General features: G+C 69.1%; 10 protein-coding genes. 2 read left to right on the top strand and 8 right to left on the bottom strand.

Going from position 1 to position 13,931, the window contains the following annotated elements; genetic code table 11:
* Window positions 1-21 precede the first annotated feature (21 nt).
* The 4 genes from purH to G9373_RS25125 form a co-directional block, all read right to left on the bottom strand.
* On the bottom strand, window positions 22-1,578 hold the full coding sequence (purH, locus tag G9373_RS25140) for a bifunctional phosphoribosylaminoimidazolecarboxamide formyltransferase/IMP cyclohydrolase (protein ID WP_005571818.1): 1,557 nt from the start codon (window positions 1,576-1,578) through the stop codon (window positions 22-24).
* Window positions 1,571-2,236, bottom strand: coding sequence for a phosphoribosylglycinamide formyltransferase (gene purN, locus G9373_RS25135; RefSeq protein ID WP_005259970.1), 666 nt, complete (start codon window positions 2,234-2,236; stop codon window positions 1,571-1,573). Before purN ends, purH begins: the two co-directional genes overlap by 8 nt.
* 69 nt (window positions 2,237-2,305) lie before the next feature.
* A complete protein-coding gene (locus G9373_RS25130) occupies window positions 2,306-3,838 on the bottom strand; it encodes a DUF6350 family protein (RefSeq protein ID WP_240960720.1) in 1,533 nt (510 codons plus the stop codon).
* Between the two features lie 102 nt (window positions 3,839-3,940).
* Window positions 3,941-5,023 carry a DUF5336 domain-containing protein gene (locus G9373_RS25125; RefSeq protein WP_065489955.1) on the bottom strand — a complete coding sequence of 361 codons (1,083 nt, stop codon included), beginning with the start codon at window positions 5,021-5,023 and terminating at the stop codon, window positions 3,941-3,943.
* Between the two features lie 126 nt (window positions 5,024-5,149).
* Between G9373_RS25125 and G9373_RS25120 the strand changes: the two genes are divergently transcribed.
* Complete coding sequence (locus G9373_RS25120; RefSeq protein ID WP_005259975.1) at window positions 5,150-5,776, top strand: YigZ family protein; 627 nt, start codon at window positions 5,150-5,152, stop codon at window positions 5,774-5,776.
* Window positions 5,777-5,836: 60 nt separating this feature from the next.
* Here the strand turns inward: G9373_RS25120 and sucD are convergent, their stop codons facing one another.
* From sucD to G9373_RS25105, 3 genes are all read right to left on the bottom strand, one after another.
* Window positions 5,837-6,739 carry a succinate--CoA ligase subunit alpha gene (gene sucD / locus G9373_RS25115; RefSeq protein ID WP_005238543.1) on the bottom strand — a complete coding sequence of 301 codons (903 nt, stop codon included), beginning with the start codon at window positions 6,737-6,739 and terminating at the stop codon, window positions 5,837-5,839.
* 15 nt (window positions 6,740-6,754) lie between these two features.
* Window positions 6,755-7,924 (bottom strand): ADP-forming succinate--CoA ligase subunit beta, encoded by a 1,170-nt coding sequence (sucC, locus tag G9373_RS25110; RefSeq protein WP_005238541.1) that lies wholly within the window; start codon window positions 7,922-7,924, stop codon window positions 6,755-6,757.
* A 193-nt stretch (window positions 7,925-8,117) separates the two neighbouring features.
* Window positions 8,118-10,070: a hypothetical protein gene (locus tag G9373_RS25105; protein ID WP_167117290.1), complete on the bottom strand. Its 1,953-nt coding sequence runs from the start codon at window positions 10,068-10,070 to the stop codon at window positions 8,118-8,120.
* Between the two features lie 230 nt (window positions 10,071-10,300).
* Here G9373_RS25105 and G9373_RS25100 point away from each other — a divergent pair, with 230 nt between their 5' ends.
* On the top strand, window positions 10,301-11,362 hold the full coding sequence (locus G9373_RS25100) for a M23 family metallopeptidase (RefSeq protein ID WP_043788909.1): 1,062 nt from the start codon (window positions 10,301-10,303) through the stop codon (window positions 11,360-11,362).
* 75 nt (window positions 11,363-11,437) lie between these two features.
* On the opposite strand, the gene pcrA is transcribed toward G9373_RS25100, so the two are convergent.
* Window positions 11,438-13,924 carry a DNA helicase PcrA gene (gene pcrA / locus G9373_RS25095; protein ID WP_065489953.1) on the bottom strand — a complete coding sequence of 829 codons (2,487 nt, stop codon included), beginning with the start codon at window positions 13,922-13,924 and terminating at the stop codon, window positions 11,438-11,440.
* Between the last annotated feature and the right edge of the window lie 7 nt (window positions 13,925-13,931).

Genomic DNA, 13,931 nt, shown 5'->3' with positions numbered 1-13,931 from the left:
CCGTTCGAGAGTTGCCGAACGCTAGTGCGCGAAGTGCCGCGCGCCCGTCAGGTACATGGTGACGCCGGCTTCCTTGGCCGCATCGATCACCTCGTTGTCGCGGACGGAACCACCCGGCTGCACGACCGCCTTGACGCCGGCGTTCGCGAGCACCTGCAGTCCGTCGGGGAACGGGAAGAACGCGTCCGACGCGCCCACCGACCCGACCACCCGGTCACCGGCCCGCTGCACCGCGAGGTGCGCGGAGTCGACGCGGTTGACCTGGCCCATGCCGACGCCGACCGACGCGCCGTCGGAAGCGAGCAGGATCGCGTTGGACTTCACCGATCGGCACGCGCGCCACGCGAACTCGAGATCCTTCAAGGTCTGTTCGTCGGCGGCGTCGCCGACGGCCAGCGTCCAGTTGGCCGGGTCGTCGCCCTCGGCGTCGAGCACGTCGCGCTCCTGCAGGAGCGCTCCACCGGACACGGGACGCAGTTCGATTCCCGTCGCGGTCGGTGCCTCGGCGAGGAGGACGCGGATGTTCTTCTTGCGTTGCAGCACTCCGAGCGCACCGTCCGCGTAGGACGGGGCGATGATCACCTCGGTGAAGATCTCGGCAACCTGCTCGGCCATCTCGACGGTGATCTCGCGGTTCGCGGCGATGACTCCGCCGTATGCGCTGACCGGGTCGCAGGCGTGCGCCTTGCGGTGTGCCTCGGCGATGTCGGCTCCGACCGCGATGCCACATGGGTTCGCGTGCTTGATGATCGCGACAGCCGGCTCGCTGAAGTCGAACGCCGCGCGCCAGGCGGCGTCGCCGTCGGTGTAGTTGTTGTACGACATTTCCTTGCCGTGCAACTGTTCCGCCTGAGCCAGACCGGCCGGGGCGGCGGGGTTCACGTAGAGGGCCGCGGCCTGGTGGGGGTTCTCGCCGTACCGCAGGACAGCCGAGCGGTCCCAGGTGGCGCCTGCCCACTCGGGGAACTGGGAGTCACCCGGTTCGACCAGCGTGGACGTCATCCAGCTGGCGACCGCGACGTCGTACGACGCGGTGTGCTGGAACGCCTGCGCAGCGAGGGCGGTGCGCTCGGGCAGCGTGAAACCGCCGTCGGCGACCGCGGTGAGCACGTCGTCGTAGCGGGCGGGATCCACCACGACCGCGACCGACGGGTGGTTCTTCGCGGCGGCACGCACCATGGACGGTCCGCCGATGTCGATCTGCTCGACGCACTCGTCGGGGGTCGCACCCGATGCGACGGTCTGCGTGAACGGGTACAGGTTCACGACCACCAGCTGGAACGCCTCGATGCCGAGTTCCTCGAGCTGCGCGAGGTGCTCCGGCTTCCGGGTGTCGGCGAGGACGCCGGCGTGCACCCGCGGGTGCAGCGTCTTGACCCGGCCCTCGAGGCATTCGGGGAAGCCCGTCAGCGCCTCGACGGGGGTGACCGGGATGCCGGCGTCGGCGATCTTCGCTGCAGTCGACCCTGTCGACACCAGCTCGACGCCTGCCTTGTGCAGGCCCGTAGCCAGTTCGACCAGACCGGTCTTGTCGTAGACGCTGACGAGCGCTCGGCGTACTGCCTTGCGTTCACTCACTGGGGATCACGGCCTTTCGTCCATCGGAAACAACTCCACGGGTGGCGACAGCGGCGATGACGTCCGCCAACAACCGTCGCTCCACAGTCTTGATGCGCTCGTGCAGGGTCGACTCGTCGTCGCCGTCGAGCACAGGCACGGGTTCCTGCGCCAGGATCGGGCCGGTGTCGACACCGGCGTCCACGAGGTGGACGGTCGATCCCGACACCTTCACGCCGTAGGCCAGGGCATCCGGGACCGCGTGCGCGCCGGGGAATGCGGGCAGCAACGCGGGATGCGTGTTGATGATGCGACCGCCGAAGCGCTCCAGGAAGGCGGGACCGAGGATCTTCATGAAACCCGCCGACACGACGAGCGACGGCTGGTGGGACGCGACGGCCTCGGTCAGCGCGACGTCCCAGGCGGCACGGTCGGCGTGGTCGCGCAGGCTCACCCGGAAGTGGGGAATGTCCGCCGCGTTCGCGTGGGAGGTCGCATCACAGTCGCGGTCGACGCCGACGGCGACGATCTCGGCGGGATACCCGTCCGTGTGTGTTGCTTCGATCAGCGACCTCAGGAGGGTTCCCGCACCGGAGGCGAGTACGACGATCCGCGCCGGCGAACCGGTCGTGGGCCTCAGGTGGTCACGCGAGGAAGTCAGCGCACTACTCCTGAACAATCGAAAGGCCGGGTGAATCGAAAGACGGGCAAAAAATGGGGGCGGTCGCATCGTCGACCGACCAAGAGCCTAGTCGCTGGGGGTTGCGGGCCCTCGGGGCAGGTCGGCTTCCGGGCTCTCGGCGGCGTCTGCGGCCCCCTCGGGTTCGTCCGTCGGCGTGTCTTCCTCGACCTCTGCGTCCACCACGACCTCGGCCTCGGCGCCGGTGTCCTGCGGTGCAACCGGCGCTGCCGGCGCTTCGGTCTCGTCGACGAGTTCGGCTTCGATCACCCGACTCGGCGCGACGTGTTCGGCGACCACCGGTTCCTCGGTGATCGGGGCGGCGATCGCCGGAACCTCCTCCGCGCCGGGAAGATGCGGCTCCTCGTCCTCGGTGTCGGCGTCGTCCTCGTCCACGGCGCCCCGGCTCCGATGCCAGGCCACGACCACCGCTGTCACCGCGCCCGCGAGTCCGAGCCACGCGAACGTGAGCAGTCCGAACGCCCACCAGTGCAGCTCGACCGTTCCGAATGCGCCGAGTCTGCCGCCGGACACGAGGCCGAGCACCGCCGTCACCACGCCCACCCCCGCGGCGGCGGTCAGCACGGTGAACAGCGCTTCCTGCCCGGCGACGCGACGCCCGCAGTCGCGTCCGAGCATCACACCGATCAGCAACGGAATCACCAGCAGCGCGGGCCAGGCACCACCCGACACCCCGTCGGGAACGGCGCCGAGCAGCGGCAACGGCGGCAGCGAACCACCGACGTTCCCGAACACGCTGACCGAGACGTCCCCGATCTGCGCAGTCCCTCCGATGACCGCGGCCGCGGCACCCACCACGACGTTCGGCAGGTACAGCACCGACAGGATCGTCAGTCCGAGCATTCCGACGACGCCGTCGCCGCGTTCGAGCAGCGAGCCGACCGTCGACCACTCCATCAGCAGCGAGATCGTGACCATGACCGCGCCGGCACCGAGAATCGCCGTCAACGCGCGCAGTCCCGGCCGCACCGCGTCCCGGACCCACGACGGAACCTGCGCACCGAGCGTCGGCCGCATCGCGACCGTCACACCGATCGCCGATGCAAGCAGGTGCACGAACAGCACCCACCCGAACGCGGCGAGCGCGTTCGGGGAGGACAACGGGATGACCGCCGACGCGTCCGCGATGACGGCGAGGCTGATGGCCGTCACGACCAGCGGTCCGGCCACCGCAGCGCCGATCACCTGCAGAGCGTGCCGCCGCGAGGACGCCGGGTGCACCACAGCGGCGCATCCGCGGGCGACGACCCACATCATCCCGGCTGTCGGGATCAGCGGGAGGACACCGAGTGACGTGCCGTCGATCGTCAACGGCACCTGGTGAATCGCCAGCCACGACGCCGCGATGGCACCGAACGTTCCGGTGAGGTCGCTGTTCGCCGCCACCAGCGTGACGACGATGAGTGCGGACAACAGGACGACGGTGACGCCCGCGGGCCGGAACGCGACCGCGAGCAGCGCCCGCATCTCGTCGGCGTCGGGCACGGGTCGCTGTCGCGGGACTTGCCGCTCGTCATCACCGACGGCTCGCCGTCGTGCACCCTGTGCGACGCGCTGCGCACGATCAACCAAAGAACTCATCCCCTCGAGAGTGGCACTCCGACGCCGCGGCGGCGGTCAGGCGCGCCGCACAGAAGTGGCCTCCGACCACGTTGGGTCAGAGGCCACCTGCTGGTTGGGCCGCTACTTGTCGTCCCTGTCGGCGCGCGTGTCGAACGCCTGGGTCGGCGCGCTGTAGCCCTCCGATTCGGACTTCTCGGCCGAGTCTGCCGACTTCGCCTCGGTGGAAGGCTGCTCGCCGTACTCGAGCGTGCGCTCCACGGGGGACGACTCGGACTGCGAGCCGTACGCGGGCGCCGCGTGCTGCGCGGAACCGTAACTGGTGCCGGCCGGGTACTGCGAGCTGGGCGTTCCGGTGGACTGCGACGGGCTCGACGGCTGCGAGTACCCCTGGTACTGCGGCTGCTGGTAGGCGGTGGTCGGGGCGTCGTACGACGCGGACCCGGCACCCGCCGCGGCTCCGTAACCCGGCTGCTGGGGCTGCCCGTAGCCCTGACCGTAGCCGGTCTGGCTCTGCGAGGGCTGACCCTGCTGGCCGTAACCCTGCTGGCCGTAGCCGGGCTGGTTCTGCTGGCCGTAGCCGGGCTGCGACTGACTCTGCCCGTAGCCCTGCGGGGCGCTCTGACCGTAGCCCTGGGGCGGCTGTCCGTACGACTGCTGCGGGCCCTGCCCGTAGCCCTGCGGGGCGCCCTGGCCGTAACCCTGCGGCGCCTGACCGGGCTGACCGGGCTGACCGGGCTGACCGAAGCCCGCGGCTGCGGCCGGCTTGGGCGCCGGCTGCTTCAGGAGTCCGATGTCGAACAGCGTGGCCGCGACGGCCACGGCCGACTGGATGAATCCGAGAACGAGGATCAGGATTGCGCCCCAACCCGAATCCGCGTCGACGTTGAGGAAGACGAACAACGCGACAACCCAGCCCGCGACGGACGCCGCCGCTGCCGCGCCCGCGTAGGACTGCTTCGGAAGGAGCGAGACTGCCGCGAGGAGACCACCGAGGAACAGGAGGCCGAGCCCGTCCGTGTTGGCTTCGAACGAGTTCACGGACTCTCGCGCCAACGTGGCGTACGGGGCGAACCCGAGCAGTAGGTTGAGGACACCGAGAACTGCGACACCGATCAGAAGGAAGAAGCCCAGGCCTTTCGGTTCTCCCCCTGCAGTCGGTTGCGCGGGCGGACCGTAACTCGGTCCTCCGGGCGTGAACGTCATGACTTCTCCTAGTCGACAAGTGGTCGTCTGCGTGCGCTCTTCCGACGCTAGCCTACGTATACCCGTCGGTCACTGCCGTCACTCGCGGCCCGCGGCGCCGGGAACAGCGCAGGAGACAATGGTTCGGTGCCGTACACCCTCGCTCCCCACACCGCCGATCTCACCCTGGAGACGGAGGTGAAGCACTCACGTTTCATCGCCGCGCTGCGGCGCGTCGAGGACGCCGAGGCGGCGCAGGCCTTCGTCCAGGATCGGCGGCGGGCGTATCCCGATGCGCGACATCACTGTTCGGCGTACATCATCGGAAACGGCCCCAGCGACCGGGTCGAGCGCGCGAGCGACGACGGCGAACCCGGTGGCACCGCGGGCATTCCGATGCTGCAGGTACTCAAGGCCCGTGATCTCGTCGACGTCACGGTGGTCGTGACACGGTACTTCGGGGGAATCAAGCTGGGCGCGGGCGGACTGGTGCGCGCCTACTCCGGCGCGGTGGCCACAGCGGTCGATGCCGCACCCCTCGTGCGGAGGGAACTTCGCCACCTGCACACCCTCGCCGTCGGCCACGCCGAGGCGGGACGCGTCGAGTCGGAGTTGCGTGGGCGGGGCGTCGTCGTGGTGGACACGACATACGGGGAATCCGCGGTCCTCACCCTCGCGGCGCGGGACTCGGCGGAGTTGGCCGATCTGGTCGCTGCCGTCACGTCGGGGACGGGGACACTCGATCCGGCCGGGGAGATGTGGGTCGATGCCTGAACGGCCCGTGCGCCTTTCCGGTAGCGGGAGCTACCAAAAAGGCGCACGGGCGCGGAGCGCCTAGGCCTGGACGGTCAGGCTCTGCAGGATCTCGCGAGCGAGCGCAGCGGTCTCGGACGGCGTCTTGCCGACCTTCACGCCGGCAGCCTCGAGGGCGTCCTTCTTGGCCTGCGCGGTGCCCGAGGAACCGGAGACGATGGCGCCTGCGTGGCCCATGGTCTTGCCCTCGGGAGCGGTGAAGCCCGCGACGTAGCCGACGACCGGCTTCGTGACGTTCGCCTTGATGTAGTCGGCGGCACGCTCCTCGGCGTCGCCACCGATCTCACCGATCATCACGATGACCTTGGTCTCGGGGTCCTTCTCGAACGCCTCGATGGCGTCGATGTGGGTGGTGCCGATGACCGGGTCGCCGCCGATGCCGATGGCGGTGGAGAAGCCGAAGTCACGCAGCTCGAACATCATCTGGTAGGTCAGCGTGCCGGACTTGGACACGAGACCGATCGGGCCGGTGCCCGCGATGTTGGCCGGGGTGATGCCGACCAGCGACTCGCCGGGGGTGATGATGCCGGGGCAGTTGGGTCCGATGATGCGGGTCTTGTTGCCCTTGGAGACGTTGTACGCCCAGGCGTACGCCGAGTCCTGCACCGGGATGCCCTCGGTGATGACCACGAGCAGCGGGATCTCCGCGTCGATGGCCTCGACGATGGCGTCCTTGGCGAAGGCCGGGGGAACGAACGCGATGGAGACGTCCGCGCCGGTCTTCTCGATGGCCTCGGCGACGGTGCCGAAGACGGGCAGCTCGACGCCGCCGTCGTGGGTGACGGTGGTGCCGGCCTTACGGGCGTTGACACCGCCGACGACCTGGGTGCCGGCCTTGAGCATCAGCGCGGTGTGCTTCGTGCCCTCGCCGCCGGTGATGCCCTGGACGATGACCTTGGAGTCCTTGGTCAGGAAGATAGCCATGTTTTTTGAGTCCCTTTACTTTGCGGCGAAGGCCAGCTCGGCAGCCTTGTCGGCGGCCTCGTCCATGGTTCCGACGACCGTGACCAGCGGGTGGGCAGCCTCGGCGAGGATACGACGACCCTCTTCGACGTTGTTGCCGTCCAGTCGGACGACCAGCGGCTTGTTGGCCTCGTCACCGAGCGTCTTCAGGGCGCCGACGATGCCGTTGGCGACCGCGTCACACGCGGTGATGCCACCGAAAACGTTCACGAACACGCTCTTGACCTGCGCGTCGTTCAGGATGACGTCCAGGCCGTTCGCCATGACCTCTGCGGAGGCGCCGCCACCGATGTCGAGGAAGTTGGCCGGCTTCACGCCACCGTGCTTCTCACCGGCGTACGCGACGACGTCCAGGGTCGACATGACCAGGCCGGCGCCGTTACCGATGATGCCGACCTCACCGTCGAGCTTGACGTAGTTGAGGTCGTTTTCCTTGGCCTTGAGCTCGAGCGGGTCCGTGGCGTCCTTGTCCTCGAACGCCTCGTGGCCGGGCTGACGGAACGCAGCGTTCTCGTCGAGCGTGACCTTGCCGTCGAGTGCGAGGATCTGGTCGTCCGGCGTGCGGACGAGCGGGTTGACCTCGACGAGGAGAGCGTCTTCGTTGATGAAGACCTCCCACAGCTTCTGGATCGTCACGGCCGCTGCGTCGAGCACCTCGGCGGGCAGCTTTCCTGCCTCGGCGATGCTGCGCGCGAACGCGAGGTCGACACCCTTGACGGCGTCCACGGGGATCTTCGCGAGAGCGTCGGGGTTCTCCTCGGCGGTGACCTCGATCTCGACGCCACCCTCGACCGAGCACATGGCCAGGTAGGTGCGGTTGGTGCGGTCGAGCAGGAAGGAGATGTAGTACTCCTCGGCGATGTCACTCGCCTCTGCGACCAGCAGCTTCTTGACGACATGACCCTTGATGTCGAGGCCCAGGATCGCCTCGGCGTTGGCCTGGGCGGCATCGGCGTCGGCGGAGTACTTGACGCCACCGGCCTTGCCGCGGCCTCCGACCTTGACCTGCGCCTTGACCATCACGGGCTTGCCGATTTCTTCGGCAATCTCGCGTGCGCCGGCGACCGTGTCGGTAACACGCCCAGCCGAAGTCGGCACCTCGTGCTTGGCGAAGAGTTCCTTCGCCTGGTATTCGAAGAGATCCATCTGCTCACCGTCTCGTCTGCGTTGACACCCGCTCGAGGGGTAGGAGCGGGTCTGTTTTGGACTTTAACCAGTTGCCGGGCCCGGTCTGCGGCCGCGTGTCTGCTATGTGGTCCACATCACGCGATAACACGCATTGAGGCGAGCCTCACCAGAAGTACTGAGGCGAGCCTCACCGCGGTCGACGGGGCGGACCTCACCGATTTCTGCTGCGTGTCGTGAGGGCCGCGGCAGCCGCAATCAACACTATGCCCACGGTTGTCGGGACGACACCGGCCCCCATTGAGGGATCGGTCACCCGGGCCGCGGTGAGCGGCCACGACAGGAGGTATACCCCCACCACAACGGCCGAACCGAGCAGGAGTGCCACCGCCCGGGCCGGGCGGGCACGTGAGGCGACGATCACTGCGAGGACCACCGCGACGCCCAGTAGGACGCGCCCCCACACGTCGAGGTTCCACGGGAACTCCGCGAACGACGCGGGCGCGTAGTCGTCGCCGCGTGCATCGGTCCCGTGGAAGAGCGGCAGTCCCAGTCCGACGAACGCGGCGACCGCCCCGAGACCCCCGACCGCGAGGACCGCGATCGAGGTGGACGGCTCCTCGGACGTGTCGATCTCCTCGCGTTCCGCCGAACCGGCGAACCACGTCAGCACGCCGGTAACGCCGGCGGTGACGGCCGCACACCACAGCAGCGCGGCACCGATTCCGGCGCCGATTCCGGGGACGTCGGTGGCGAGCACGACGGACTGCGACACCGAGGCGACGGAGAACGGGATCGTCACCCACAGCACTCCGACCGCGGGCCGGACGGTGGAGGCGAACTCCGACAGCAGCAGCCAGACGCAGCCGACGACGAGCACGAGGGCGGCCACGAGCACGACCCGGGTGGCGTAGATGTCGGGGCGCACGGCGTCGGCCGGGATGTCGAGGACGGGGAGCAGGGCACCGGCGGCGGCCAGCACGGCGGTGACGATTCCGGTGGTCCCGGCGGCGACGTGCCAGCGGGCGATCCGAGCGCGGGCCGCGGCGGCCTCGGCTCGCAGCGCCGCCTTGGCGACGCCCTTCGCGGACGGGGTGACGGCCCCCTTCTTCGCCTGGCCGCCCTGAGCAGGCGCGGACGACGAGGGTGTGGCGAGCGTCTTCAGGATCCTGGTGTCGCGAGCCCGGTCGACCATCGGGATGCAGACACCGACGAGTACGAGGACACCGGCGCCGACGGTCCCCCACACCGCGCCGGGCCCGGGCTGGATCCGTTCGCCCGCGGCGAGTCCGGCCACCAGGCGCGTCCCGACCACGCCGAGCGCGGCCAGACCTGCCCCGACGAGCGCACCGGACGCCACGGGCGGCGAGATGGACGCCAGTGCGGAGGCGACCACGATCAGAACGGCCGCCGCCAGGACCCCGGCGCCCGCGGACGCAGCCAGATCCGACTCCACGACCGTCGGGACGAGGATGACCGGATCCTCGGATACGAAGGCGGGCGCGAACAGCGCGCCGACGAGCACGACGGCGGCGACCACCGCGACCGCGGACGGCAGGAATCCGACACGGGCGCCCGTCGCCCGTCCGACCTGTTCGGAGCTGCGGGCGTCGCCGTAACCGTCCATCAGCGATTCCCGGTGGACCGCGACCATGCCGAGGAGGCCGGCGAAGGCGATCAGCAGGTGTCCGGCGAGGGCGGCGTACGCGCCGGGCCCGGCGGCGAGCTCGGCCGCCGTCTCGGGCCGGAACAGTTCGAGTCGATTAGCGTCGATGGCGTCCGTCCACAGCTGTGTGTCGAGCACGGCAGCGCCGAGGGACACCGCACCGGCACCGGCCAGCAGCGCACCCGCCACCGCAGTGCGCCGGGCGACAAGCGCGGGGACGGCGAGAACGGGTGCCGCGACGGCGAAGACCGCAGCCCACAGCGCGGCTGCGCCGATCGCCGACGGCGCGGCCACCCCGTCGGCCGAACGGACGGCGTGCAGCACGGGCGCCGAGGCCACTCCCACACCCCCGACGAGACCCAGGACGACCGCGAGCACGCACCCCCGGCGCGCACGGGCGGGCTCGGGCTCCTCGACGGCCGTCCGACCGGTGCCGCCGGACGAGGGAATACGTTCGGGCTCGGCCCTACGCCCGTCCGGAGATCGAGTTGATGACGCCACAGGCCGACGCTAGCGCTAACCCACTGCCTCCCCCGCGTTGTGACACGCGCATTCAGGGGCGAGATTGAACCGAGACGAAAAGTGGGTTCGACGTTTCCCCAGCTCAGTTTGTGATGCCCGTCACATGTAGCCGTTCCTCCGCGTTACAGGTTGCGCGCATCGCAACCGTTTCGTTACCGTCGCCAGGGTCCAAGTCACAGGCAGGTCACGAGCAGGAGGGGGACGGGCGTATGCACCATCGCAGCCAGTTCACGGCCAGCCGTTTTGTGAGTCACCACGATGACGAGTTGCGGGGTCACAACGACGAAGTCGCGCCCACGTACCCCTCGAGGTCGGTCGAGCGTTATCCCGAGACCGATAGTTCTGAGATTTCACGCATGCTCTTCCGCAATTCGCAGTCCACACGCTCCACCCCCGACAGCGTCGACGCCGGCAACGGCTTCGAGACCGTCGACACCGAGTCCGAGATTCCCGGCTTCACCCCCCGCAGCGGTTCCGAGTCCTTCGAGGGCGCACCCTCCCACTCCCGCCGCGGAGCCCACCGCATCCCGACTCCCCCCTCAGCTCTCAAAGGTCGCGCCGCAGTCCTCGCAGTGGCAGCGGGTGCCGTAGTCGCCGCAGGCCAGGCCGCCGTCACCAGCGGATCGTCCAGCTCCTCCGACCACTCCGAGGTCGCCCTCGCCAGTGACGAGTCGAGCACCATCGGAACCACCGCCGAGCCGCAGGCCGCGCAGTTCTCCACGGTCGCCGACACCGCCGCGTCCGAGTCGAACGCCCCGCAGGTCCTCAACATCGCGAACCCGACCGACCTGTCACAGTTCAGCAACCTTCTCGCCAAGGGACAGCGTTTCAGCGAAGAGCGCGCCGCCCGCGAAGCCGCTGCCCGCCGCCCCCTGTTCGTCCTCCCCGCCGTGGGAACCTTCACCTCCAACTTCGGAAGCCGCTGGGGCACGCTGCACGCGGGCGTCGACATCGCCGCCCCCATCGGCACCCCCATCGTGGCCGTCGCCGACGGCGAGGTCATCGACTCGGGTCCTGCTTCCGGGTTCGGCATGTGGGTCCGCCTCAAGCACGCCGACGGCACCATCACCGTCTACGGCCACATCAACACCTCCACCGTCACCGTCGGCCAGAAGGTCATGGCGGGCGACCAGATCGCCACCGTCGGCAACCGCGGCTTCTCCACCGGCCCGCACCTGCACTTCGAGGTCCACCTCGCCGGCGAGAACAAGATCGATCCCCTCCCCTGGCTGGCCTCCCGCGGCATCAGTCTCGGCACCGAGATGGACTGACCGAAACCCTTCGGCTCCACCCGAACACACGACTGTGGCGCATGCATTGCATGCGCCGCAGTCGTTTCGTCGTCGCTACAGCTTGACCATCGGGACGCCACCGATCAGCATCAGCCGGACCTTGCCCGCGCTGCCGAAATCGATGGTGACCGTCGCGGTCGGGCCGGCGCCCTTGGTCTCGAGGACCGTGCCGAGGCCGTACTTGTCGTGACTGACACGGTCGCCGACCGTGAGCACCAGGTTGTTGTTGCGGGAACGGGCGGCGCCGAAGCTCGGCGTGCCTGCCGACCCGCCGCCGTAACCGGAACCGCCGCCGAAGCCCTGACCGCCGTATCCCGATCCACGCGCACGGCCACCGCCGATCGCACCACCGGAACCGATACCGGTGCCCGGGTCCTCACGGCGCCAGTGCACGAGATCCGACGGGATCTCCTGCAGGAACCGCGACTCCGGGTTCTGGATGGGCTGGCCCCACGCCGACCGCATGACGGCCCGTGTCAGATACAGCCGCTGCCGGGCACGGGTGATGCCGACGTACGCGAGCCGGCGCTCCTCCGACAGTTCCGTGGGGTCGCCGAGCGCCCGCATGTGCGGGAACTGACCGTCTTCCCACCCGGTGACGAAGACGACGGGGAACTCGAGCCCCTTCGCGGTGTGCAGGGTCATCAGCGTGACGACGCCCTCGTCGTTGTCGGGCAGCTGATCGGAGTCCGCGACCAGGGACACCCGTTCGAGGAACGCGGCGAGGGAACCGGGATCGGGTTCACCGTCCCGGGCGTCGACGTCGCCGTCCTCCGGCGGTTCCACGAGGCCCGCCGCGTTCCGCGCGTCGGAGCTGAACTCACGCGCCACGCTCACGAGTTCGTTGAGGTTGTCGAGACGCGCCCCGTCCTGAGGGTCACTGCTCGCCGCGAGCTCGGCGCGGTAGCCCGTCCGCTCCAGGACCGCCTCGACGACGTCGCCGATGTCGCCGAGCTGGTCGGGGACGACGTCATCCACAGTGGTCTCCGGCGGGAGCATCACCCGCAGTCCGTCCATGAGCTCGAGGAACGACGCGATGGCCTTCTGGGAACGGGTGTTCAGCAGCGGTACGCGACCCTCACCGCCGTCCCGCAGCGCCTCCGCGAAGCTGATGCCCCGTTGCTCGGAGTGGACGGCCACACAGGCCTCGGCGCGGTCGCCGATGCCGCGGCGGGGCGTGTTGAGGATCCGGCGCAGGCTGACGGTGTCGTCCTCGTTCGCGAGGACACGGAGATACGCGACGATGTCGCGCACCTCCTTGCGCTCGTAGAACCGCACTCCGCCGACGACCTTGTACGGAACGCCGAGCCGGATGAAGATCTCTTCGAGGGCACGCGACGAGTTGTTGGTGCGGTAGAACACGGCGACGTCACCGAACTTGGCGTCGCCGGAATCGACGAGCTTGTCGATCTCGGACGCCACGAACGACGCCTCGTCGTGCTCGTTGTCCGCGACGTAGCCGGTGATGAGCTCACCCTCGCCCGAATCGGTCCACAGCCGCTTCTCACGCCGGCCGGTGTTCTTCGAGATCACCGAGTTGGCCGCCGACAGAATGTTCTGAGTGGAGCGGTAGTTCTGCTCCAGCAGGATGGTGCGGGCGTCCGGGTAGTCGCGCTCGAACTCCTCGATATTGCGGATCGTGGCGCCGCGGAACGCGTAGATCGACTGATCCGCGTCACCCACCACGCACAGCTCGGCCGGGGCGACCCGGTGGTCCGCGTCCTCGCCGTCGGCGGTGCCGCCGACCAGTTCACGCACCAGCATGTACTGGGCGTGGTTCGTGTCCTGGTACTCGTCGACCAGCACGTGGCGGAACCGCCGCCGGTAGTACTCGGCCACCTGGGGGAACGCCTGCAGCATCGCGACCGTCTCGCCGATCAGGTCGTCGAAGTCCAGCGCGTTCGCCGAACGCAACCGCTGCTGGTAGTGCCCGTACACCTTGGCGATCAGCCGCGGCAGTTCCGCCGGATCCTTGTCGGCGTCGGCGCTCGCCTGCTCCGGGTCGACGAGCTCGTTCTTGAGATTCGAGATGTGGGTGGCGAGCAGCCGCGCCGAATAGCGCTTGGTGTCGATGTTCAGATCCTTGGCGATCATCGTCAGGAGCCGCCGCGAATCGTCCGCGTCGTAGATGGAGAAGTTCGAGTTGAGGCCGGGGAGCAGCGCCGCCTGGGCTCGCAGGATCCGCACGCAGCTGGAGTGGAACGTGGACACCCACATGCTGTTGGCCCTGGGGCCTACGAGGTGGGCGACGCGTTCCCGCATCTCCGCGGCAGCCTTGTTGGTGAACGTGATGGCCAGGATCTGACCGGGCATCACCCCCCGCTCGGCCAGCAGATATGCGATACGGCGGGTGAGCACAGCCGTTTTGCCCGAGCCCGCACCCGCGACGATCAACAGCGGAGACCCGGCGTGCACGACCGCTTCCCGTTGCGGTGGGTTGAGGCCCTGGAGGAGCACGTCCGACCCTGCGCGCGCCGGTGCGGCGGCGTGTGAAGGCGACGTGGTGCTCAGAGGAGAAGCGGTGCCGGAGATAGTGTTCATCAACTAT

The sequence above is a fragment of the Rhodococcus sp. A14 genome (assembly GCF_011603105.1).
In the GTDB taxonomy this organism is placed as follows: Bacteria; Actinomycetota; Actinomycetes; order Mycobacteriales; family Mycobacteriaceae; genus Rhodococcus_F; species Rhodococcus_F opacus.
Note: the sequence above shows the minus strand (reverse complement) of the source record. Positions and strands in the feature narration are given on the sequence as shown.

Coding starts and splice junctions, on each gene's coding strand:
- G9373_RS25130 (WP_240960720.1), bottom strand. CDS start 3,838: ATGAGTTCTTTGGTTGATCGTGCGCAGCGCGTCGCACAGGGTGCACGA.
- G9373_RS25125 (WP_065489955.1), bottom strand. CDS start 5,023: ATGACGTTCACGCCCGGAGGACCGAGTTACGGTCCGCCCGCGCAACCG.
- sucD (WP_005238543.1), bottom strand. CDS start 6,739: ATGGCTATCTTCCTGACCAAGGACTCCAAGGTCATCGTCCAGGGCATC.
- sucC (WP_005238541.1), bottom strand. CDS start 7,924: ATGGATCTCTTCGAATACCAGGCGAAGGAACTCTTCGCCAAGCACGAG.
- G9373_RS25100 (WP_043788909.1), top strand. CDS start 10,301: ATGCACCATCGCAGCCAGTTCACGGCCAGCCGTTTTGTGAGTCACCAC.
- pcrA (WP_065489953.1), bottom strand. CDS start 13,924: ATGAACACTATCTCCGGCACCGCTTCTCCTCTGAGCACCACGTCGCCT.